Here is a 21,473-nt window from a genome sequence, read left to right as displayed (position 1 = left end):
CAAGGGGAGTGGGAGGGTTCTGGGGATGTCCAGCGCCTTCCCCACCCCCACAGTTGAAGTAAGACGCGAGTGCAGGCTCCTGGGTTCCTTCGGGAGGGCCCGTGACTGACACGCTCCGTCTGCCCCGCGTACCGGCCCGTACGCCGGACCGGCACGCGCCCGAGCCGCAACCGGTCCGGCCGCAACCGGTCAGACCGGTGCCGCCCAAGCGGGACTCCTTCTTCGACAACGCCAAGTACCTGGCGATCGTGCTGGTGGCGATGGGGCACGCCTGGGAGCCGCTGCGCGACGACAGCCGCGCGGCGGCGGCGTTCTACATCACGGTCTACGCCTTCCACATGCCCGCGTTCATCGTCATCTCCGGCTACTTCTCCCGGAGCTTCGACGCGAGCCCGGGGCGTCTGAAGCGCCTGGTGACGGGCATCGCGGTGCCGTACGTCCTCTTCGAGGCCGCGTACACGCTGTTCAAGCGGCGGGCGGACGACGACCCGACGTACCCCGTCAGCCTGCTCGACCCCTGGTACCTGACGTGGTTCCTGGCCGCGCTGTTCATCTGGCGCCTGACGACGCCGGTGTGGAAGATCGTGCGCTGGCCCGTGCCGCTCGCGCTCGCCATCGCGGTGCTCGCCTCCGCCTCCCCCGAGATCGGCGACGACCTGGACCTCCAACGGGTCCTGCAGTTCCTGCCGTTCTTCGTCCTCGGCCTGTGTCTGAAGCCGGAGCACTTCCGCATCGTGCGCCGCCGCGAGGCCCGCATCCTGGCCGTCCCCGTCTTCGCCACGGCGCTCCTGTTCGCCTACTGGGCGGCGCCGCGCATGAACGCGGCCTGGTTCTACCGCCGCGACAGCGCCCAGGAACTGGCCGCCCCCGCCTGGGCCGGCGCCGTCATGACGCTGGCGATGTTCGGCTGCTCGCTGCTCCTGGTGGCCTGCTTCTTCGCCTGGGTGCCGGGCCGCAGGCTGTGGTTCACCGCCCTCGGCGCGGGCACCCTGTACGGCTACCTCCTGCACGGCTTCCTCGCCAAGGGCTCCCGGTTCTGGGACTGGTACGACCACGACTGGATCCATCGGCCGCTCGGCGCGGTCGCCGTCACCCTGATCGCCGCCACCGTCGTCACCTTGCTGTGCACCCCGCCCGTCCAGCGTCTGTTCCGCTTCGCGATGGAACCGAAGATGGCGTGGGCCTTCAAGGAGACCCGACGGGGCAAGGGCCGCCACGCGAGCCCTGGCAGAAGAGCCCGGAGCGCGATATGAGCCACCTGAGTACGTCGTCCGTCCGCATCGGAGCGCTCGCTCCGCTCACCCGGCCCGGCTGGGCGGACGCGGGCCGGCATCTGCTCGCCGGCATGGAGCTGGCCGTCCGCGAGGTCAACGACGCCGACGGGATCGGCGGACGGCCACTGGAGCTGGTGGTCCGGGACACCGCGGCCGATCCCCACAAGGCCGCGGCGGCCGTGGACGAGCTGGCCGGCCTCGGCGTGGCCGCCCTGGCGGGGGAGTACCACAGCGTCGTCGCCCGTGCCGCTGCCGCCAGGGCCGACGCCCTGGGCCTGCCGTTCCTCTGCTCGTCGGCGGTCCTCGACGCGCTCACCGACCAGCCGACGGACCGGGTCGCGCGGCTCGCCCCCGCGCAGTCCCACGGCTGGCGGATCTACGCGGACTTCCTCCTCGCGGCGGGCCACCGCCGCATCGCCGTGGCGGCCCAGCCGAGCGTCTACTGGGCGTCAGGGACCCGCATCCTGCGCGATCACCTCGCCCCGCGCGGCGGCACCGTCATCGAGCTCGACATGAGCGCGCTCGCCCCCGAGGCGGTGGGCGACGAACTCGTCGACCACGGCGCGACAGCCCTCCTGCTGCTGGTGGGCCACCCGGAACCGGCGGTGCCGATCGTGCGGTCCGTCCGCCGCGACCAGCGCCTCGCCGAGATCCTGATCGGCGCTCCGGCGGGGCAGCCCGAGCTGCCCGAGTGGGGGACGCTCCTGGGCGGCGACGGCGCCGGGATCCCGTTCCTGCGCTATCTGCCCGAGCACTTGGGCCCGCTCGGAGCGCGCGTCGCGAAGACCCTCCGTGAGGAACTGGCCCAGGAGCCCTCCTTCGTAGCCTTCGAGGGCTACGACACGGTCACCGTCCTCGCGGACGTCCTGCGTGCCCACGGCACGGACCGGGCGGGCACCGCCGTGCCCTGGCCGCACGTCGCGGTCGAGGGCACGCGGGGGCCGATCCGGTTCTCCCGCGCGCCGGGCATAAGCGCCTGGCAGTGGGCCTGGCCGCCGGTCCACGTCGCGGACCGCGACCCGGCGGCGGCCGACCGCTTCCGGATCCGCCACGTCGGCTGAGGACGACGGGCGGGGCCGCCGGTCCTCCTTCGGCAGAGGTGCGAGCACTCGTGGCTGATGACCCTGTCCGTATCCGCTGTGGACCGGGGGCGGTCAGGGAGGTCCCGCGTGAGAGAAGGGCGTGCCACCGTGACCTGTTCCGCCCCCGGACGACGCGTGCGGACGCGGCCGACCACTTCCGCGAGCTGGCCGCGGGGGTGGTCTCCGATCCGGAACGGGCCAGGACCGACACGGTCGTCGAGCACGGGCTGATCACCGGCTTCCACGTCTACGAGGACAGCCTCGCCATCGCCGCAGCCTGCACCGCCTGAGTGCAGCGGCCGCGGACCGTCGCGTAGTGGGTGGCGATCGGTCAGGTGATGGTCAGCTCGATGGTGACGCTGCCGTCGGTGGCGGCGAGGGTGTAGGTGCCGTTGCCCGTGAACGGCTTGGAGCCGCGGGCGAGACGGCCGTCGGCCTCGTCGACCTCGGCGTGGACGGTGGCGATGTCGCCGGCGCCGAACGGGAGGTCGATGGCGTTGGCGAACAGGGTGCGGGGCGGGGCGTCGTTCCTGACCTTGCGCTGGGTCCACAGCCGGAACCGGGTGCCGTCCTCGGTCTGGAGCCAGACCTTGCCCCGAGGCTCGGGGTCGTCGCTCTCGCCCGGGTTGGCGAAGGCGATGGTGTACGAGGCCCGCGCGACCCTCTCGGGGGTGGCCGGCGCGTCGGCGCGGGCGAAGTCGGTGCCGCTCAGCTGGTCCCACCCGCTCGCGATGGACCGGGGCCGGGTGACCACCTCGTCGTTCCTCATGTCGTACTTGAGGTACTGGTCGCCCTTGAAGAAGTACGTGTAGCGGTCCGAGACGGCGCCCGGTGCCTTGGGGAAGACCTCGCGCCGGGTGGTCGCGTCGATGCCGCTGTCGAATCCGGCCCGCTCCAGACCGGGCCAGGCCGCGGCGATGCGCTTCGGGCCGTCGGCTATCTCGCCGGTCCTGGCGTCGTACCTGACGTACTGGTCGTCCTTGAAGAAGTAGACGAAGTAGTCATAAGGGCGCTCGCCCTCCTGCTTCCTGGTGAACCACAGGGCGGCGTCGAGCCCCTCGCCGAAGCCCACCTTGTCGAGCTCCGGCCAGAGTTCGGCGATGGACACGGGGCCCGCGATCAGCTCGTTGCCGCCCAGGTCGTACTGGGCGCACTGGTCGCCCTTGAAGAGATAGACCTCTCCGCTGCCCATCAGCCACTCGACCGCGGCGTCCAGGTTGTCGGCGAAGACGGTGTCCGCGAGGTCGGACATCCCTTCCGCGACGGCTCGCACGCCGTGCGGGGCGGCGTCCTTGGCCATGTCGTAGGAAACGAACTGTCCGCCGTGGAAGAAATAGGCGTTTTCGTCATGCAGGGTCAGCGCGGCCTGGATCACGCGTGCTCCTAGGGAATGTGCGGATGATGATCATCCGCTAGCTCCCCCCGGCACTCGCGACCAAACGCCCGAAGGAGACGAATGGCCGATACCTCACCAGGGCGTTGGCCGGATCCGTGACCGGGCAGGGCGCGTGGTTCACGGGGACGTCGATTGACGCGCGCGGGCAATCGGCGCCTCGGTGTCCGCCGCGTCCGTGCACCATGGAGCGCATGAGCGTCACCATCGACATCGCCGGGCTCCCGCAGGAGCGCATCGTCTTCGGGCCGTCCCCATTGGCCGAGCTGAGCGCCGCCCTGCACGTGCTCTCCGAGCCGGGGCACCACCCGGGCCTGCACGGCTGGGCGACGACGACCACGGCGGGCCTGGCTCCGGACCTGCTGAGCCGGATGTCGGAGGCGGAGTTCCTGTGGCGGTCCACGCGGTCCGACATCCTGCTGCCCCAGGGCTCGATGCCGCCCGCCGCGCTGGCGGAGGAGCTGGACGCGATGGACGGGCTCGACGACGAGACGTACGTCGAGGCCGCTCTGGAGATCAACGCCTCCGGCTGCACGCTGCGCGGGGACGGCGGCGGCTCCCCGCTGGTGGACGCCGCCGCCCGGGACGCCGCCCTGGAGCGGGCCTCCGCGCGCGGCCCCCGGCAGCTCGACTTCGCCCACCACCTGCTGCGGGACCCGGCCGCGGTCCGCACCTGGATCCGGCGCCTCCTGGAGGACTGCGAGGAGGCGTTCTTCGCCGACGTCTGGCAGCGCGTGCGTCCTCAACTCGCCGCGGACGCGCGCGAGAAGACGGAGCTGCTGCGGCGCAAGAGCCTGGCGGACGCGCTCCACGCGGTGTCGCCGACCGTGACGATCCGGGACGACGCGCGAGGGCGGCGCATCCACGTCGACAAGCTGGCCCACGGGCGCACGGAGGCCACGCAGCCGGGCGTCGACCCCGGTGTCACGTTCGTGCCGAGCGCGTTCGGCTGGCCCCACCTGGTCGTGCGGTACGCGCCGGGGTGGCGCCCCGTCGTCGAATACCCGGTCGCCACCTCGGAGGTACGGCCGGGACCCGGCACGTCGACGCTGATGGAGAAGCGCCTGGCAGCGGTGGCCCACCCGGCCCGGATCCGGCTGTGCTGGGCCCTGGCCCGCGCCCCGTACACGACGGGCGAGCTGGCGAAGGGCTTCGGCATGACGGCGCCCGAGGTGTCGCGCCACCTGAAGGCCCTGCGCGAGGCCGGCCTGCTCACCACGCGACGGCACGGGAGGTACGTGCAGTACCAGCTGGACGTCACCGTGGTGGCACGGCTCGGCAGCGACTTCCTGGAGTCGCTCCTGCGGTGAGGCGAGGGCCTCGCCCGCGTCGGCTTCTTCGCGTACGCGACGGGGCGCGGTCGCCGTCGAACGCCATGCCGCACCGTCCCAACGCATCGCCCTCCCCGGGGCGTTAAGGGACCATGAGGCGTGAGCCAGTGTCGGTGAACGCCTTGGGGGCAGGACCATGGCAGTGGAGTACCGTTTGCTCGGGCCGGTCGAAGTGCTGTGGGAGGGCCGCCCCCTGCGGATGGGCGGCCCCAAGCCCCGCGCCCTGCTGGCGGCGTTGCTGCTGCGCGCCGGGCACGTCGTACCCGCCGACGCGCTGGTGGACGTCGTCTGGGGCGAGGAGCCGCCGGAGACGGCCCGGGCGCTGGTCCAGTCGTACGTCTCGGCCCTGCGGCGGGCCCTGCCGGAGGCCCGGCGGGGGGAGATCGAGACCCGCGCCCCGGGGTATGCGATCCGGCCCGAAGCCGGGGCCGTGGACCTCCAGCGGTTCGAGGAGGCGGCCGCGACCGGTCGGCGGGCTGCCGCGCGGGGCGACCACGCCGACGCCGCCCGGTGGCTGCGGGACGCCCTCGCCCTGTGGCGCGGCCCCGCGCTCGGCGGGGTCGGGGAGGTGCTGGCGGGCGAGGCGGCCCGCCTGGAGGAGGCCCGGCAGGCCGTACGCGAAGAGCGCGTCGCCGCCGAACTCGAAGCCGGGGGGCGGGAGAACGAGCTGATCGTCGAGCTCAAGCGGCTCGTCGGCCGCCACCCCACCAGGGAGCGGCTGCGCGGCCAGCTCATGCTCGCCCTCTACCGGGTGGGGCGGCAGGCCGACGCCCTGGCGCTGTTCGAGGAGGGGCGCGCCGTGCTCGCCGAGGAGCTCGGCATCGATCCCTGCCCCGAACTCGACCGGCTGCACGGGGCGATCCTGCGGGCCGACCCCGGGCTGCTGCGGGCCGACGGCGGCACGGCGGCCGCCGACCTCGCCGCGCCGCAGCCGCCCGGCCCGGCGTGGCCCGTGTGTCTGCTGCCCCCGGCCATCGGGGACTTCACCGGACGCAAGGCCGAGATCGCCGAGGTCGTCGAGGGGCTCACCGCACCCCGGGACGCGACCCCCGTCGTGGTGGTGTCGGGACCGGCGGGCGTCGGCAAGTCCGCCCTCGCGGTCAAGGCCGCCCACCTGGCCATGGACGCCTTCCCCGACGGCCAGCTGTACGGCGAACTCCAGGGCACCGGAGCCCCGTTGCCGCCGGGCGACGTCCTCGGGAGGCTCCTTCGCGCGCTGGGCGCGGCGCCGCCCGATGACCCCGCCGAGCGCGCCGACCTGTTCCGCGGCCTGGTCGCGGGGCGCCGACTCCTCCTGGTCCTCGACGACGCGGGCAGCGAGGCGCAGGTGCGGCCCCTGCTGCCGGGCAGCGCGGGCTGCGGCGTCCTGGTCACCTCGCGGGCCCGGCTCGGCGGCCTCGACGGCGTCCGGCGCACCGATCTCGCGGTCCTGGACGAAGGGCGCAGCCTTGAGCTGCTGGCCCGGGTCACCGGCCCCCGGGGCGCGACCGCGGACCCCGACGAGGACGCCGCGGCCCGGCGCATCGTCACCCTGTGCGGCGGTCTGCCACTGGCCCTGCGGATCGCCGGGGCCCGGCTCACCACCCGCCGCCACTGGACGCCCCGCGTCCTCGCCGAACGCCTTGAGGACGAGCGGCGGCGCCTCGACGAGCTGGCCGTGGGCGACCTGGAGGTGCGGGCCAGCCTGGGTCTGAGCTACGCGTCGCTCGACCACGACGCCCGCACCGTGCTGCGCCGCCTGGCCGCCCTCGGGCCGTGCGACATGGCCCCGTGGACGGTGGCGCTGCTCGTCGACGGGGCCGAGGATGCCGCGGAAGAGGTCCTGGAACGGCTCGTCGACGCGCAGCTCCTCGACTGGACGGGAACCGACTCCGCGGGCCAGTCGCGCTATCGGGCCCACGACCTGGTGCGGGTGTACGCCGCGGAGCGCGCCGAGGCCGAGGACACGGCCGAGGAGCACACGGCGGCCGTCGGCCGGGCGCTCGCCGCCGGCCTTCGCCTGGTGGAGCGGGTCGCGGAGGAGGCGCCGTCGGGAATCGTCGTCCTGCGGCCCTATCTCGGCGGAGCGACGAGCGTCAACCGTTCCGCGGGCGGGGCCGCGGCACCGTGGAACGGGACCGGTGCGCGCGGCAGCGGACCGGCCGCCGACGTCGGGGCGGCGACCACGCGGCGGGCGCTCGCCGATCCGTACGCCTGGTTCGAGGCCGAGGCCGACACGCTCGCCACGGCGGTCGAGCGCGCGGCGGCCCTCGGCCTGCACGCCCTCGCCTGTGCCGCGGCGACGGTCCTGTGCTCCTCGTCGTTCGCCGTCGGCAACCGCTTCGACGCCTGGTGGCGCAGCCACGACGCCGCGCTCGCCGCGGCCCGCCGCGCCGAGGACCGCGCCGGTGAGGCCCTGCTGCTCATCGGCCTGGGGCAGCTGCGGTTCGAACAGGACCGGTACGCCGAGGCGCAGGAGTACTTCCGGCAGGCCGAGCCCCTGTGCGCCGCCGTCGGCGATCTGCGCGGCCGCGCGGCCGCTCTCACGGGCCTCGGCGGGAACCTGCGCGAACTGGGCCGACTGGACGGCGCCGACGACGCCCTGAAGGGGGCCGTCGAGGTCTTCCGACGCCTGGGCGACGAGGCGGGCGTCGGCCTCGCCTGCCGGCTCCGGGGCTCCGTACGCCTCGAACTCGGCGACCACGAGGGGGCGACGGCGCTCCTGCACGCGTCACTGCGCGCCTACCGGAGCCTGGGCAGCCGCCGGGGCGAGGCCCTCACGCTGCGCACCCTGAGCCTCGTGCACCGGTCGCTCGGGGCGTACGAGGAGGCCGAGCGGCAGGCCGGACGGGCGCACGAGATCCTCGCGGGCCTCGGCGACCCGCTGATGGCGGCGTACGCCGAACGCGCCCGCGCCAAGGCCCGGTTGAGGCTCGGACGCAACCGCGAGGCGGAGGCGGAGCTGCTCGGCGCGCTCGACGTGTGCCGGGCGTACCGGGACCGGTTCGGCGAGGCCCTGACCTTGCGCACGCTCGGCGAGTGCGCCCTGGCCGACGGGCGGCACCACGAGGCGGAGAAGCGGCTCACCACCGCCGTGCGCCTGTGGGAGGCCCTGGAGCTGCGGCTGCCCCGGGCCAGGACGCTGCGCGACCTCGCGACGGTCCGGGAGGCCCTGGGCGACGGGCGGGGTGCGGCGTCGCTGCGTACGGAGGCGGAGTCCGTGTTCACGGAGTGCGGCGTGGACGCGCGGTGACCGTAGACGCCTCCCGCGGCGGTAAAGCGCTGCAAGGGGCGTTGCGGAGGGATTGCAGCCGACTTGCAGAGGCCTCGGCGAACCTTGGTGACGTCGGAGGGAATCAGCCTCCGGCAGCAACGGGGAACCAACGGGGAAGGACCACCGATGTCCAGCACGACGAATCGCACCACGGCCGCCTCGGCGCCCGGCTCGACCTCCCGCCCGACCACGCCCTTCGTCCGCCGCCCGGCCGTCATGCTCCTCGCCACGGCCCTCGCCGGCGGCGTGGTCGCGGCCGGATCGCTGACCGCGTCCGCGTCGGCCGCACCGGCCTCCCTGCGCGGCACCATCGTCAAGAAGGCCGTCGTCGAGAAGAACGACCCGAAGCACAACCGCGAGGCCGCACGGAACTGCAACTTCTACAGCGGGTACTGGAAGACCAGCGGCGACGACGTCTGCCGCCAGTCGACCGGCGGCGTGAAGTGGCGCTCCAACGAATGGTGCGCCGACTTCGCCCGCTACGTCTGGAAGAAGTCGGGCGCCAGGACGAAGAAGACCACGCCGTTCGCGGGCTCCTTCTACCGGGCCGCCAAGTCGCACGGCACCGGCAAGTGGCACAAGCGCGGCTCCTACGTGCCGAAACCCGGTGACGTGGTGCTCTACGACTGGGACGGCCGCAAGCCGAGCCTCGGCAACAACGGCTGGGACGTCGACCACGTCGGCGTCGTCGTCAAGTACAAGAAGAGCGGCAAGAAGCTGACGACGATCGAGGGCAACACCACCAAGACGGCCAGTGGCGGCGGCAAGGAAGGCGTCTACAAGCGCGCCCGCCACAACACGGCGTCCGGCCGCGTCGTCGGCTACGTCTCACCGGTCAAGAGGTAGCGCCCGCCGTCCGCGCACCGGACCACCGCTCCACGGGGGGTGCCCCGGGGAGAGAGCCGCATCGGCCTCTCCCCGGGGCACGGGCGCGCACCGGCTGCCCGCGCGCGGCACGCCTTGCCCGCGCGCGGCACGACTGCCGTACGCGGCACGACGAAGGACGTGACATGCCCCCGATCATCCTGATGAACGCGCCCGAAGTCGCCCGCATCCCCGTCGCCGAGTGCGGAGAACCCCTGGTGGACCTGCGGGAGTCACCCGTTCTCGACGTGGACCGGCGGCAGGCGGACCCGGACGGCTCCTACGCCATGGTGCGCGAGTCCGTCGCCGCGCGCCTCGCGCGGGCGGCACGCCTGCTGCCCGACGGACTGCGGCTGCTGGTCACCGAGGGATACCGCCCCCTCGCCCTGCAGACCCGGTACTTCGACGCGTACGCGGCCGAGCTGCGCCGGGCCAACCCGCACTGGCCGGACGACCGGCTGCGCGCCCGGACCAGCCGCTCCCTGGCGCCTCCCGAGATCGGGCCGCACGTCGCCGGGGCCGCCGTGGACCTCACCCTGTGCACCGCCGACGGCCACGAACTCGACCTCGGCACACCGGTCGACGCCAGCCCGGAGGCGAGCGCCGGAGCCTGCTACACCGACGCCCCGGACATCTCCGGCCGGGCGCGCCGCAACCGGCTCGTCCTGTGTACGGCACTCACCACGGCGGGTCTTGTCAACTACCCCACGGAGTGGTGGCACTGGTCCTACGGCGACCGCTACTGGGCCCTGCTGAGCAGAGCCCCGACCGCCCGGTACGGCCCGGTGTGAAGGGGCCGCGCCCCCCGTCGCGTCAGAGGGCGAAGCCGCCGTCGATTCCCAGGACCTGGCCCGTGATGTACGCGGAGCGGCTGGACACGAGGAAGGACACGAGGTCCGCGACCTCGTCGGGGGTGCCGGGGCGGCGCAGCGGGATCCTGTCGAGCTGCTCCTTGCGTCGCGCCGCGCCGAGGCCCTCGGTCATGTCCGTCGTGATCATGCCGGGTGCCACGCAGTTGGCCCGTACGCCGAAGCGGCCGAGCTCCTTCGCGGTCGACTTGGTGAATCCGATGATCCCGGCCTTCGACGCCGCGTAGTTCGACTGGCCGATGCTGCCGTGGACGCCCGCGACCGAGGAGACGGTGACGATGGCGCCGTGGTCGTGCCGCATGAGCGAGCGCGCCGCGGCACGGCAGATGTGGTAGGTGCCGTCGAGGTTCGTGCGGACGACCGCTGCCCACTCGTCCTCGGCCATCCGGGCGAGCAGCTGGTCGCGTACGACGCCCGCGTTGGCCACGACCACGCCCAGCGGCCCGAGTTCGGCCTCCGTCTCGGCCACGAGGTCCTCGGCCTGCCCCGGGACCGAGACGTCGGACTTGCGGGCGAGCACCCGCGCCCCGGCCCGGCGGGCCTCGGCCGCGACCTCGTCGGCCCTCTCCGGGCTGGACAGATAGCAGAAGGCCACGTCGAAGCCGTCGGCCGCGAGGCGGAGCACGACGGCCCGCCCGATGCCGCGCGATCCGCCGGTCACCACCGCGACCGGCCGCTCTCCCCCGGCCATCAGGCCGCCCCGACCTTGGCGGAGACGATCCGGTGGATGACGGTGAGCGTGGTGAGGGTCTTGATCTCCTCTTCGTCGATCTTGATGCGGTACTTCTTCTCGATCTGTACGGCGACTTCCATGGCGGTGAGGGAGTCGACGTCGAGTTCGTTCTTGAGGTCGGCGTCGTCGGTGACGTCGTCGAGGGGGAGTTCGAGTTCCTCGGCGACGAGCGCGCGCAGGTCTTCGAGGTCGACGCCGGCTGTCCGGTTGCCTGACACGTTGCGGTCCCTTCCGTCCGTTGATGCCCGCTCGGGTGATTCAAGTGACTCAAGTGATTCGGGTGACGGGGTGTGGTTCAGACGACGAGTGCTTCTCCGCCGTCGACTCCGATGACGTTTCCGGTGAGCCACGACGAGTCGCTGGAGGACAGCGTGACGATCGCCTCGGCCACGTCCTCGGTGCGGGTGAGGCGGCCGCCCGGATTGACGTCCCGGCAGTGGGCGATGAGCTTCTCACTGCCCGGGATCTTCCGGAGCGCGGGGGTGATCGTGGTGCCGGCCCGGATCGCGTTCACCGCCACGCCCCGGGGGGCGAGTTCCACCGCGAGGTGGCGGACATGGGCCTCCAGCGCGGCCTTCGCCGCCGATACGGGCGCGTAGCCGGGCAGCACCCGGGTCCCGCCCGCGCTGGTCATGGCGAAGACCTTCGCCCCGCGCGGCAGCAGCTCCGCCCTCACCAGGTCCTGGATCCAGTACACGAGGCTGTGTCCCATCACCTCGACCGTCATCGAGAGCTGCTGTGGCGAGACCTCTTCCGCCCGCTCCTCCTGGTCGTCCGGGGCCGGGAGGAGGTTCGTCAGCGTCCCGTAGGCGACCGAGTGCAGGACGACCCGGAGCCCGGCCCCGGACGTCAGGTCACGGATGACGGGGACCAGCTCCGCGCGGGCGTGCTTCGCCGCGACGTTGCGGTTGAAGAAGTGGGCCTCGACGCCCAGTTCGCCCAGGCTCTCGGCGTACCGCTCCGCCTGCTCCCGGCCCTCGGCCAGGTCGAAGTGCACCCCGATGATGTGGCAGCCCGCACCCGCGAGCGCCCGCGCGGTCTCCCGGCCCATGCCGCTGGAGACGCCGAAGACCAGAGCCCAGGATCCTTTGAGGGGCACGAACATCCCTTTCCTCCCTGCCGATCGGTGCCGAGACGGTCGGCGGCCGTGGTCATCGGGGCGCGACGGTCAGCTCGGCGCAGGCGAGCGTGCCCTGGGCGGAGGCCGCAAGGACCGCGCGCCGGGCGGGGGCCGGGTGCTCCTGCGCGAACAGACCCAGGACGCGCCGCAGCGGGGCGAGGCAGCCGGCCTGCGCCGGGGACGGGACGACGACGACCTCGCACGCGCCGCCGAGGCGGTCGAGCCACCGGGCGGCGGCCGCGCCCACCGGGGAGTCGTCGAGGACGGCGTCGATCCGGCCCGGCGGGTCCTCGCCCACCAACGGGCCGAGGACGGCGGCTGCGTCGGCCGCCGCCGCGCCGGGATCCAGGAACGCGCCGCGAGCCCTGCACGTGCCGTAGCGCGCGCTCGCCCCCGCCGCGGGCTCGCAGTGCAGCACGACGGCGCCCGCCTCCGTCCGGGGGCCGGTCGCCTGGGAAGGCGAGAGGGCCTCCTCGACCGCGCCCACGAGCACCGCTGCCGCCCGGCCCGCGGCGACGGCGCGGGCCGCGATCCGCAGGGCCTCGATGCCCGCGGTGACCGGGGAGTTCACGGTGAGGTTGAAGCCGGTGATGTCGTGCTCCATCGAGAGGCGGCCGGCGAACGAGCTCATGGCGATGAAGGGGCTGCTGGACGGCGACATCGCGTCGGCGCCCTCGCGCATGATCGTGTGGTCCAGCTCCTCCAGCAGCGCGGCACCGGTGTTGTTGACGGCCACCGCCGCGGCCCGGAGGTTCCGCTCGGTCCGCGCGAACCGGTCCCCGGCGTCGCCGACCGCGAGCCTCGACGCGGCGAGGAGGTACTTGCACGCGTCGGGCAGCCGCCGGTAGCCGCGACCGGGCAGCGCCACGTCCGCCCGGAACCAGCCGGGGGACACCTCCACGGCCGGTGCGAGCGCCCCCTCGGGCCCCAGGACGCCCGGTGCCACGATCCCCAGTCCCGCGACGGCCAGTTCACCGGTGTTCACCGTGCCTCCTGCGGGGCGACGTCCCGGACGACGAAGGACGTGTTGTTGCCGCCGAACGCATAGGTGTTGACCAGGACCGCGGGCGCGTCCAACGGCACGGAACGCTCCTGCGGAAGCCAGACGTCGCACTCCGGATCCTGGTCGATCACGACGTTCGCCGGGCTCTGCCGGTGACGCAGCATGAGCGTCGCCGTGAGGCAGGCGAACGCGCCCGCCGCACCGGTCGTGTGACCGATCATCGCCTTGAGCGAGAAGAGGGGCAGCTCGCGCGTCCGCTCGCCGAACACCCGGTGCAGGGCCCGGCTCTCCACCACGTCGTTGAGCGGCGTTCCCGTTCCGTGGGGAATGACGCAGCCCACGTCGGCGCCGCTCACGCGGGCGTCGGCCAGCGCCTCGGTCATCGCGCGCACGACCTGGTCGCCCGAGGGGTCGGGAGCCGTCGGATGGTAGGCGTCGCAGCTCCAGGCCGCACCGGCCAGCTCGGCGTACGGCCGGGCGCCGCGCCGCCGGGCGTGCTCGGCCGCTTCGAGCACGATCATGGCCGAGCCGTCGCCGAACATCGTTCCCGCCCGGTTCCGGTCGAACGGCCGGCAGCGCACCGGATCCGCGGCTCCCAGCCGGTTGAACGCGCCGATCCCCGCCCGCGTGATCCCCTCGGCCCCACCCACCAGGACCGTGGCCGCCTCACGCGCACGGATCATGTCAAGGGCGATCGTGAGCGCGTAGCCACTGGCCGAGCAGGCGTTTCCCACACTGGTCAGCGCCGCCCGCGAGCCGATCGCCGCTCCCACGACAGCGGCGGCGGGCGTCAGGGTGGTCCAGGCCGTCCGCCCCGCGCTGCGCCGGACCTCCTGCATGTCCGCGTTGCCCAGCTCCACCCCGAGCACCACGGGCACGGCGTCGCGCGTCCCGTACGCGAGGCCGGCGTCGGTGAGCGCCTGTTCGGCCGCGGCGACCGCGAGGCGCGGGCTGGTCCCCAGCTCCGTCCCGGCGTGGCTCGCGGGCTTGGCGGGCACCTCCGCCCGGTCCACCAGATACATCTTCGTCGTCCGCATGTTGAGGTGCGGCAGCGGCACCTCGGCGGGCTCCCCGCCGCCCGCGAGCAGCCCGGCCCAGTGCGCGGCGACCCCGGTGCCCAGGCACGAGACGGCGCCCAGGCCGGTGATCACGACGCGCCGGTCGACGGTGAACGGGTCCATGGGGCCCTGGAGCGTGTTCATGTGTCCCTCCCCCGCGGGAGCGTGAGTACCAGTGCCGAGACCGACGTACCGTCGCTCTCCCCGGTCCCGGAGCCCGCGACGGCGAGCACCGCGCCGGCCGCATCGGCCGTGTTGTTCGCGTTGTCAGCGTTGTCAGCGTTGTCCGTGTGCTTCTCGTGCTCCAGTTGCTCCACGGCCAGCGCGCACTGCGCCACGCCCAGCGCGCCCGAGCACCGCCCGAACCGTGCGGTCGGCTCGTCGCCGACGCGTCGCGGGACCGCCGTGGCACCCGCCGCCTCGATGGCGGACCGCTCGTCGTCCGCCCTGCCGTAGCCTGCGATCTCCGCGCGGATCCGCGCACCGCGGCGCGCGGCGTGCGGCACGGGCTCGATCACCAGGGCCACGGCGCCGTCGATCCACCGGCTCCCGCCGGTCTCGCGGTGCAGCCGGGCCACCGCCGGGGTGTCCGGTTCGACGCCGATCACCAGGGCCGCCGTGGCCCGGCCCGCCACGATCAGATTCCGTGCGGCGGCCACGGCGTCGAGCCCGCCCGAAGCGCCGTTGCACAGCGTCAGGTTGGGGCCGCGCATGCCGTGCTCGATCGCGATCCAGGCGGCCGACACGGCGCTCGACAGATGCGGTACGCGCATCGGGCTGATGTCCCTGCTGCGGCCGGTGGCGATCGTCGTGACCAGGTCGCAGACGGGGTCCAGGTTCCCGAAGTTGCTGGAGACGACCACCGCCGCGCCGTCGAGCTCCGGGGCGCCGAGGAGCCCGGCGTCCTCAAGGGCCCGCCACGCCACCCGCACCGCGAACCGCGACGACCGGTCCTTGTGCCGCATGCCCCGCCCGGCGAGCGCGGTCGCCGGGTCGAAGCGGGGACCCGCCACCGCCCAGCCCACACCGGTGATCGCGGTCCGCACGGCGGCCGGAGCACTCATCGCCCCGCTCCTTCCACGATCGCCACGGCGTTGATCCCGCCCATGCCGACGGCGTGCACCTGCGCGGTGCCGAACGGCCCCGTGGCCGGCCGGCCGGACACGACCCGCAGCTCCCCGGCCTCCTCGATCGGGTCGGTGAGACCGCTGATCGCGGGCACGGTCCCGGAGCGGATCGCCTCGAGCGCCACGACGAGGTTGAGCAGCCCGGCCCCGCCGGAGATATGGCCCATGCCGCCTTTGATCGCGGTCACGAGCGGGCCGGGATCAGCGGCCTTGAACACGTCCCTCAGCGCGACCGCTTCGGCCAGGTCGCTCTGCGCCGTGCCGCTGCCGTGCACGATCACCAGGTCGATGTCGTCGGGGGCGACCGACGCGCGCCCGTGGGCCTCCTCGACGGCCCGGACGATCCCCGCGGAGTCCGGCGCCGTCGGGTGGGCCGCGTCGCAGTTCATGCTGACGCCCAGGACCCGGCCGTGGATCCGGCCGGGGTGCGCACCGGCGCGCCGCAGCACCACCGCCACCGCGCCCTCACCCATCACCATGCCGCGCCGGGACCGGTCGAAGGCGCGGATCGTGTCCGGCGGCGGGAACTGGATCCGGTCGAACCCGCCGAACGAGCTCTCCGGGATCGAGTCGGTGCCCGCCACCACCACCGTGTCCGCCTCGCCGAGGGCGATCAGGTCGGTGGCCATCCCGAGCCCGTACAGCGAGGCCGCGCAGGCGCTGGCGACCGTGGTCACGTCGCGCAGGCCGACGGCGGCGCGCAGAGCCGCGGTGAAGTGCAGGTCGGCGGGGGAGAGGGCGCCGCCGTACCGCCACCACAGCTCGGCGGTCCGCAGCTCCCGGTGCGTGGTCCCGACAAGGACCGGAAGACCGGGGTCCGGGTGCGGCAGGCCCGCGTCGGCCAGGGCCTCCCGGACGACGCGGACGAGCCAGCGCGTCGCCCGCAGCGGTTCGTCCACATCCGGGCGCGCCCGGTCCGGCACCTCGTACGCCGCCTTCGCGCGGTACTTGGACGTGTCGAAGGCCGTGAGCGGTGCCGGTCCCGACCGACCGGAGCACAGCGCGCGATGGATACCGGCGACGGTGTCCCCGAGGGCGCAGAGCGCGCTCATGCCGCTGATCTCCCAGCTCATGTCCCGCCGCCTTCGCCGGAGCGGTGGCGGAGCCGGAAGCGGGCCAGCTTCCCGTTCGCGGTCGCCGGGAGCGCGTCGATGACCTCGACGCGCGACGGCCTCTTGTACGGCGCCAAGTCCGCGCGCAGCGCCGCTCGCACCGCCTTGCGGGCCCCGTCCGGGCGGCCCGGGTCCCGCGCCACGACGTACACCGTGGCCTGTTCGAGCCCGGAGGCGTCGGCGCTGCCCACGACCGCGCAGTCGGCGACCTCGGCGACGCCCCGGACCACGCGCTCGATCTCGGCGGGCGCGATCCGGTAGCCGCCGAGCAGCAGCATGTCGTCGGCGCGGCCGACGTGGCGGATGTCGCCGCCGGTCGCGCGGAACGCGATGTCACCCGTGTAGACACCGCCGTCGGCGAACACGCGGGCGGTGTCGTCGGGACGGTGGAGATAGCCGAGCGCGGCCGACTCGGTGGCGAGGTGCAGACGGCCGGGGACCTCGTCGGCGACCGGCCGCCCGGCGTCGTCGCGCAGGGTGGCGGTCACCCCGGGGACCGGGAAGCCGATCGATCCGGGGCCCGCGGCCCCGCCCCTTCCCACCTCGGCGGCGATGACCGTGTGCAGCACCTCGGTCGCGCCGAACCCGTTGACCAGCGGTACGCCGAGCGCTTCGGCGATGCGGTGGGCGAGGTCGCCGGGCAGCTGCTCCCCGGTGGCCACGGCAAGGCGCAGCGAGCCGGTCCGCACCGCCTTGCCCTGCTCGGCGAGGCGCAGCAGCCCGGCGTAGAGCCGCGGCACGGAGAACAGCACCGTCGGCCGGTACTCCTCCAGCGCCGCCGCCACGCCGTAGGGGTCCGCCTGCCCGTCGAGCAGCACCGAACTCGCGCCCGCCGCGTACGGGTACAGCAGCGAGTTCCCGAATCCGTACCCGAAGGACAGCTTCGCCGTCGACAGGACGACGTCGTCAGGGGTGAGCTCCAGCACGCTGCCGAGGCCGCGCAGGACCGCGTGCACCGCCCGCAGGCAGTGCCGTACGCCCCGGGGCCTGCCGGTGCTGCCCGAGGTGTACTGCACGAGGAGCTCGTCGGTGGCGCCGAAGCGGGCCGGTGGCGGCGCGGCGCGACCCCCGCGCTCGGGGCGCGGTGCCCCGGGCCCGGAGTACCGGGTGAATCGGGTGAGCGGCCCGGTGCGCCCGGCCGCGCGTCTGTCCGCGTCGATCGCGGCCAACTCGGCCCGCAGCGCCGCCTCGTGCTCCGGGGCGACGTCGACGTCGGCGAACTCCGCCTCGCTGTCCCGCACGACGAAGCCGATCTCCGCGGCCCTGAGCAGCGGGTGCAGCACGATCGGCACGCACCCGTGCCACCACAGGCCGAGCACGGCGGTGACCGCCGCGACGCGGTCGTCGGAGACGACGACGGCACGGCCGCCGGGCCGCACCCCGGCGGCCCGCAGGCCCCCGGCGTACTCCGCCACCGCACTCCGCATGGCGGCGTAGGTGACCTCACCGACCCGGCGGTCCACGGCGCAGCGCCGGCCGCCGGGACGGTCGAGCAGCAGCAACTCGACCGGGTTCGTGACTCCCGTGGTGGGGTCCATGGCTCATGACACCCGATGCCGATCGCGCAGCAGCCGCAGCACGTCCCCCACGCTGTCCATCCGAGCGGCGTCCGCCGGGGCGAACTCCGCGTCGCAGGCGCGCTCCAGGGCGACGACGAACTCCGCCTTGTGGAGCGAGTCCATGTCGAGGTCCACGTAGAACGACGTGTCGGTCCCGACATCGGCGACGTCGATGTCCAGGACGCCCGCCACCAGCTCCCGCACGTCCCGGTCGGTCAACACGGCACCCTCTTCGTTCTCCTTCACCGTCTGGCCTTCCTGATCGCTTCGGTGACGAGCGACTCGCTCGTCACCGTTCCGGCTTGTGTCAGCGAGACGCGCACGTCGGCGGAGCGTTCGTCGATCGTGTCGAGCCTGGCCTCGGCGCACACGTCGCCGGGGCGCGTCGCCGTCAGATACGTCACGTCGAGGCGGGTCGTGGCGAACACCATGTCGTCCTCCAGGAGGCTGAACATGGCGAACCCGGCGGCCTGGTCGTGCAGACAGGAGACCAGGCCGCCGAAGGCCACGTCCGGTTCCACGCAGAGGTCGTCGGGAATGCGGAAGTGGACCGCCACGAACCCCGGCCGCCACTCCATCGCGGCGACGCGGAGCGAGAGGCGCGCCACATAGGCGGGCACCGGAGTGGTGCCCGCGGCGATCACATCGAGCATCTTCTGCCGCATCGTCACGGCGCCTGACGGCGACGGTCCGTCCACGTGCGCTCCTGCCTTCCCCGTCATGAAGCCGGACCGTTCCTGTCGGCGCCACTGCGGCGCGCGATGAGCCAGACGAGCGCGGACGCCAGCGCGAACGCCGTCACCACCACGACGAGGCCGAGCATCATGTCGGTCCGCAGCGCCGCGTAGTCGAGGTCCGTCAGCTGTCCGTGGAACCCCCGGAAGAACGCGAGCCCGATCACGGCCACGCCCAGGGAGGAACCGAGTTGCTGCGCGGTGGAGAGCGCCCCCGAGACCGCGCCGGAGTCGTCGTCGCGCACCCGGGCCATCACGAAGTTCAGCAGCGGCCCGAGGACGAGCCCCAGCCCCAGACCGGTGCACACCATCGTGGGCGCCATCGCCCACCCGATGTTCCGCCCCGAGCCGTTCAGGGCGAGGGTGGCGATCATCAGCGCGCTGCCGACGACGCAGACGCCACAGCCGACGAGGATCGTGCGGGGCGCGCCGAAGCGGGACACGACGCGCGCCGACCACAGGGACGTGACCGTGCTCCCCACCGCGTACGGCGCCATCGCCGCGGCCGTGGCGAGCGCGCCGTAACCCAGGCCGTACTGAAGGGTGATGGAGAAGTACAGGAAGAACGGCACGACCGCGGAGAAGTACACCAGATACAGGGCCAGGGCCAGCCGGAACGCCGGATCGGCCCACAGGCCCGGCCGCAGCAGCGGGAACTTCCCCCGCCGTTCGAGGGCCGACTCCAGCCGGAGGAAGACCACGAGCAGCGCGGGCGCGCACAGGAGCAGCAGCCAGCCCCACAGCGGCCAGCCCTGGTCACGGCCGATCGTGAGCGGCACGAGCAGTGCGACGAGGAGCAGGACGACGGTGAGCGAGCCCGCGTGGTCGAGCCGCAGACGCAGCCCTTTGTGCGCGGGGACCATACGGGGGGCGAGGGCGATCAGGACGATGCCGACGGGGATGTTGATCAGGAAGATCGGGCGCCACCCGAGACCGGCGACGTCCGCGGAGATGAGCAGCCCGGCGATGATCGGACCTGCGATCGTGGCGCAGCTCACCACCGCTCCGAGCAGGGCGAACGCGCGCCCGCGCCGTTCCGCGGACACCACGATGCGCAGCGTCGCGATGATCTGTGGGTACAGCACGGACGCGGAGAGGCCCTGCCACACCCGGGCGGCGATGAGTTCGCCCGGACCCTGCGCCAGGCCGCAGGCGAGGCTCGCCAGGGTGAAGGACACGGCACCGATCACGAACATGCGCCGTCTGCCGTACAGATCGCCGAGCCGGCCGCCGGTGATGAGCATCACCGCGTACGCGACCACGTAGCCCGCGACGACCAGTTGCACCTCCGGCACCCCGGCCCCGAGGTCGCGCTGGAGGCTCGGCATCGCGACGTTCACGATGGAGGTGTCGGCGAGCAGCATGAAGGCGGCGCCGAGCACGAGCGCCGTCGCCCTCCTCTCCGCCGGCAGGAAGCGGTGGGGCACCTGCGCCGCCGACGTCACCGGGCCGCTCATCCGCGGGCCTCGTGCGGTAAGAGCCGGTGGCGGCGGACCTTCATCGTGCCGGTGAGCGGGAACTCCTCCCACGGCCGGTGCTCGACCCTGGTCCCCTCCGGCAGGCCCGCCTTTGCGCGGGCGCTCCGCCAGCGGTCCTCGTCGACCGGTTTGCCGTCGGCCGTGGCCGCCACCGCCGTGACCGTGCCCCCCACGGCGACGATCACGACCTCGGCCAGCTCCGGCAGTTCGTCGAGCAGGACGTCCTCCGCGCGGAGCGTGCTCGGTACGCCGGGCACCCGGTCCACTCGCCGGTCGTACAGCTCCAGGTGTCCGTCCGGCCTCAGCGCGCCGACGTCGTGCATGGGCCACCAGGCGTCGCGTCCGGGCAGGGGCGGACGGCCGATCATCGACTCGGCGCGCGCGGGGGTGCGCACCTCGATGTTCCCCGGCGTACCGGCGGGAAGCTCCGCTCCGGCGTCGTCCACGACGCGGACCTCCATGCCGGGGAAGGCCGCGCCGACGTCGCGGGAGTGCGGACGCCCCGGCTCCCGGAGGTCGGCGCGCGTGGTCATCAGGAGCGTGACCGGGCCGGTCTCGGTCTGCCCGTAGGCCTGGATGAAGGTCGGGTTCGGCCGCTCCGACGCCTCGAGGAGGGTCCGCAGGGTGCGCGGGTGGATCGCGTCGAAACTGCTGATGTAGCGCTCCACCGTGGTGAACGGGTTCGGCGTCTCGCGCGCCAGCGGCTCCCAGCGCAGGAACATGTTCGGCTGGGCTTCCAGCGTCTCCGGCCGGTACCGCAGGAGCGCCGCGCGCACCGAGGCCGGGTCGGGGGAGGAGATGCCGAGGAACGGCACCCCCGTGTTGAGCGCCGTGAGGAGTCCGGTGGACATCCGTACGTGCACGAAGGACAGGCACTTCGCGCTGATTCCGGTGTAGTCGAGGGAGCGCACCACGCGCATCTGCGGGGCCACGTGGGCGTACAGGGAATCCACCGTGTGCACGAGGAGCTTGGGCGTCCCGGTGGTGCCGGACGAGTGCGTGATGAGGGTCGGGTCCGTGCCGGGACGGCGGGTGACCCGGTGCGCCGCCGGCTCGTTGAGCTCGACCGCCCCCGGCAGCTCGGCGTCGGGCGTGAGCGTGAGGACGCGGGTGACGATCTCGCCCAACTGCTGTTGCCCGGGCCGCAGGACCGCGGCGCCTTCGGTGTCGGTCACCAGGTGGGGCCGCTGGAGTTCCCTGAGGCAGCGCAGGAGATCGGGCGGCTCCATCGCCACCGAGAGGAGCGCGGGCAGCGCTCCTACGCGCACGACGGCGCACTGGATCGCCTGGATGTCGAGGTGGTTGGACTTGACCAGGGCCACGACCGCGCCCGGCCGCACTCCGGCACCCCACAACCGGTCGGCGTAGTCGGCGACCACGGCCGCGAAGTCGCTCACGTCGTCCGGGGCCCGGCAGGCCGAGACCCACGGAGTGTCCGCGCACAGGGGGGTATCACCATGGTGTTCAGCGGCGCTCTCCGCCA

Annotated in this window: 20 protein-coding genes; 7 read left to right on the top strand and 13 right to left on the bottom strand. The window is 73.7% G+C overall.

The window, feature by feature from the left end; all coding sequences use genetic code 11:
• Window positions 1-197 precede the first annotated feature (197 nt).
• The 3 genes from CP982_RS05320 to CP982_RS05310 are packed head-to-tail and all read left to right on the top strand — an operon-like array spanning window position 198 to window position 2,646.
• The gene (locus CP982_RS05320) at window positions 198-1,253 is read left to right on the top strand and encodes an acyltransferase family protein (RefSeq protein WP_229878885.1); all 1,056 of its coding nucleotides are present in this window, start codon (window positions 198-200) and stop codon (window positions 1,251-1,253) included.
• A complete protein-coding gene (locus tag CP982_RS05315; protein ID WP_150509414.1) occupies window positions 1,250-2,335 on the top strand; it encodes an ABC transporter substrate-binding protein in 1,086 nt (361 codons plus the stop codon). The genes CP982_RS05320 and CP982_RS05315 overlap by 4 nt, the downstream gene beginning before the upstream one ends.
• 50 nt (window positions 2,336-2,385) lie before the next feature.
• A complete protein-coding gene (locus CP982_RS05310; protein WP_150509413.1) occupies window positions 2,386-2,646 on the top strand; it encodes a hypothetical protein in 261 nt (86 codons plus the stop codon).
• Window positions 2,647-2,687: 41 nt separating this feature from the next.
• On the opposite strand, the gene CP982_RS05305 is transcribed toward CP982_RS05310, so the two are convergent.
• Window positions 2,688-3,731: a hemopexin repeat-containing protein gene (locus CP982_RS05305; protein WP_150509412.1), complete on the bottom strand. Its 1,044-nt coding sequence runs from the start codon at window positions 3,729-3,731 to the stop codon at window positions 2,688-2,690.
• A gap of 212 nt (window positions 3,732-3,943) precedes the next feature.
• Between CP982_RS05305 and CP982_RS05300 the strand changes: the two genes are divergently transcribed.
• From CP982_RS05300 to CP982_RS05285, 4 genes are all read left to right on the top strand, one after another.
• A complete protein-coding gene (locus tag CP982_RS05300; protein ID WP_150509411.1) occupies window positions 3,944-5,059 on the top strand; it encodes a DUF5937 family protein in 1,116 nt (371 codons plus the stop codon).
• Window positions 5,060-5,216: 157 nt separating this feature from the next.
• Window positions 5,217-8,312, top strand: coding sequence for an AfsR/SARP family transcriptional regulator (locus tag CP982_RS05295; RefSeq protein WP_150509410.1), 3,096 nt, complete (start codon window positions 5,217-5,219; stop codon window positions 8,310-8,312).
• 147 nt (window positions 8,313-8,459) lie between these two features.
• Window positions 8,460-9,179 carry a CHAP domain-containing protein gene (locus CP982_RS05290; RefSeq protein WP_150509409.1) on the top strand — a complete coding sequence of 240 codons (720 nt, stop codon included), beginning with the start codon at window positions 8,460-8,462 and terminating at the stop codon, window positions 9,177-9,179.
• 164 nt (window positions 9,180-9,343) lie between these two features.
• The gene (locus tag CP982_RS05285) at window positions 9,344-9,988 is read left to right on the top strand and encodes a M15 family metallopeptidase (RefSeq protein WP_150509408.1); all 645 of its coding nucleotides are present in this window, start codon (window positions 9,344-9,346) and stop codon (window positions 9,986-9,988) included.
• 22 nt (window positions 9,989-10,010) lie between these two features.
• Here CP982_RS05285 and fabG read toward each other — a convergent pair whose 3' ends face one another.
• The 12 genes from fabG to CP982_RS05225 all read right to left on the bottom strand — a co-directional run bounded on the left by fabG (window position 10,011) and on the right by CP982_RS05225 (window position 21,387).
• On the bottom strand, window positions 10,011-10,757 hold the full coding sequence (gene fabG / locus CP982_RS05280) for a 3-oxoacyl-ACP reductase FabG (RefSeq protein ID WP_150509407.1): 747 nt from the start codon (window positions 10,755-10,757) through the stop codon (window positions 10,011-10,013).
• Window positions 10,757-11,017, bottom strand: a complete 261-nt coding sequence (locus CP982_RS05275; RefSeq protein ID WP_170316367.1) for an acyl carrier protein — start codon at window positions 11,015-11,017, stop codon at window positions 10,757-10,759. Before CP982_RS05275 ends, fabG begins: the two co-directional genes overlap by 1 nt.
• Window positions 11,018-11,094: 77 nt before the next feature.
• A complete protein-coding gene (locus CP982_RS05270; RefSeq protein WP_150509405.1) occupies window positions 11,095-11,904 on the bottom strand; it encodes an SDR family oxidoreductase in 810 nt (269 codons plus the stop codon).
• 46 nt (window positions 11,905-11,950) lie between these two features.
• Window positions 11,951-12,904 (bottom strand): beta-ketoacyl synthase N-terminal-like domain-containing protein, encoded by a 954-nt coding sequence (locus CP982_RS05265; protein WP_170316366.1) that lies wholly within the window; start codon window positions 12,902-12,904, stop codon window positions 11,951-11,953.
• Window positions 12,901-14,124 carry a beta-ketoacyl-[acyl-carrier-protein] synthase family protein gene (locus CP982_RS05260; protein ID WP_229878854.1) on the bottom strand — a complete coding sequence of 408 codons (1,224 nt, stop codon included), beginning with the start codon at window positions 14,122-14,124 and terminating at the stop codon, window positions 12,901-12,903. Before CP982_RS05260 ends, CP982_RS05265 begins: the two co-directional genes overlap by 4 nt.
• Window positions 14,121-15,044, bottom strand: a complete 924-nt coding sequence (locus tag CP982_RS05255) for a beta-ketoacyl synthase N-terminal-like domain-containing protein (protein ID WP_150509403.1) — start codon at window positions 15,042-15,044, stop codon at window positions 14,121-14,123. The genes CP982_RS05260 and CP982_RS05255 overlap by 4 nt, the downstream gene beginning before the upstream one ends.
• Window positions 15,041-16,180, bottom strand: coding sequence for a beta-ketoacyl-[acyl-carrier-protein] synthase family protein (locus CP982_RS05250; RefSeq protein WP_150509402.1), 1,140 nt, complete (start codon window positions 16,178-16,180; stop codon window positions 15,041-15,043). The genes CP982_RS05255 and CP982_RS05250 overlap by 4 nt, the downstream gene beginning before the upstream one ends.
• Complete coding sequence (locus CP982_RS05245; RefSeq protein ID WP_150509401.1) at window positions 16,177-17,757, bottom strand: class I adenylate-forming enzyme family protein; 1,581 nt, start codon at window positions 17,755-17,757, stop codon at window positions 16,177-16,179. Before CP982_RS05245 ends, CP982_RS05250 begins: the two co-directional genes overlap by 4 nt.
• 3 nt (window positions 17,758-17,760) lie before the next feature.
• On the bottom strand, window positions 17,761-18,024 hold the full coding sequence (locus CP982_RS05240; RefSeq protein WP_184924771.1) for an acyl carrier protein: 264 nt from the start codon (window positions 18,022-18,024) through the stop codon (window positions 17,761-17,763).
• Entirely contained in the window at window positions 18,021-18,476 is a 456-nt protein-coding gene (locus CP982_RS05235) for a PaaI family thioesterase (RefSeq protein WP_170316365.1), read from the bottom strand. The genes CP982_RS05240 and CP982_RS05235 overlap by 4 nt, the downstream gene beginning before the upstream one ends.
• Window positions 18,477-18,496: 20 nt before the next feature.
• Window positions 18,497-19,969 carry an MFS transporter gene (locus CP982_RS05230; protein WP_150509399.1) on the bottom strand — a complete coding sequence of 491 codons (1,473 nt, stop codon included), beginning with the start codon at window positions 19,967-19,969 and terminating at the stop codon, window positions 18,497-18,499.
• Window positions 19,966-21,387, bottom strand: a complete 1,422-nt coding sequence (locus tag CP982_RS05225; protein WP_170316364.1) for a class I adenylate-forming enzyme family protein — start codon at window positions 21,385-21,387, stop codon at window positions 19,966-19,968. The genes CP982_RS05230 and CP982_RS05225 overlap by 4 nt, the downstream gene beginning before the upstream one ends.
• Between the last annotated feature and the right edge of the window lie 86 nt (window positions 21,388-21,473).

Origin of the sequence: Streptomyces spectabilis (assembly GCF_008704795.1) — a bacterium.
In the GTDB taxonomy this organism is placed as follows: Bacteria; Actinomycetota; Actinomycetes; order Streptomycetales; family Streptomycetaceae; genus Streptomyces; species Streptomyces spectabilis.
Note: the sequence above shows the minus strand (reverse complement) of the source record. Positions and strands in the feature narration are given on the sequence as shown.

What these genes read in the sequence shown, in the direction of transcription:
- CP982_RS05315 (WP_150509414.1), top strand. Translation starts at nt 1,250, where the DNA reads ATGAGCCACCTGAGTACGTCGTCCGTCCGCATCGGAGCGCTCGCTCCG.
- CP982_RS05300 (WP_150509411.1), top strand. Translation starts at nt 3,944, where the DNA reads ATGAGCGTCACCATCGACATCGCCGGGCTCCCGCAGGAGCGCATCGTC.
- CP982_RS05295 (WP_150509410.1), top strand. Translation starts at nt 5,217, where the DNA reads ATGGCAGTGGAGTACCGTTTGCTCGGGCCGGTCGAAGTGCTGTGGGAG.
- CP982_RS05290 (WP_150509409.1), top strand. Translation starts at nt 8,460, where the DNA reads ATGTCCAGCACGACGAATCGCACCACGGCCGCCTCGGCGCCCGGCTCG.
- CP982_RS05285 (WP_150509408.1), top strand. Translation starts at nt 9,344, where the DNA reads ATGCCCCCGATCATCCTGATGAACGCGCCCGAAGTCGCCCGCATCCCC.
- fabG (WP_150509407.1), bottom strand. Translation starts at nt 10,757, where the DNA reads ATGGCCGGGGGAGAGCGGCCGGTCGCGGTGGTGACCGGCGGATCGCGC.
- CP982_RS05270 (WP_150509405.1), bottom strand. Translation starts at nt 11,904, where the DNA reads ATGTTCGTGCCCCTCAAAGGATCCTGGGCTCTGGTCTTCGGCGTCTCC.
- CP982_RS05260 (WP_229878854.1), bottom strand. Translation starts at nt 14,124, where the DNA reads ATGAACACGCTCCAGGGCCCCATGGACCCGTTCACCGTCGACCGGCGC.
- CP982_RS05255 (WP_150509403.1), bottom strand. Translation starts at nt 15,044, where the DNA reads ATGAGTGCTCCGGCCGCCGTGCGGACCGCGATCACCGGTGTGGGCTGG.
- CP982_RS05250 (WP_150509402.1), bottom strand. Translation starts at nt 16,180, where the DNA reads ATGAGCTGGGAGATCAGCGGCATGAGCGCGCTCTGCGCCCTCGGGGAC.
- CP982_RS05245 (WP_150509401.1), bottom strand. Translation starts at nt 17,757, where the DNA reads ATGGACCCCACCACGGGAGTCACGAACCCGGTCGAGTTGCTGCTGCTC.
- CP982_RS05230 (WP_150509399.1), bottom strand. Translation starts at nt 19,969, where the DNA reads ATGAGCGGCCCGGTGACGTCGGCGGCGCAGGTGCCCCACCGCTTCCTG.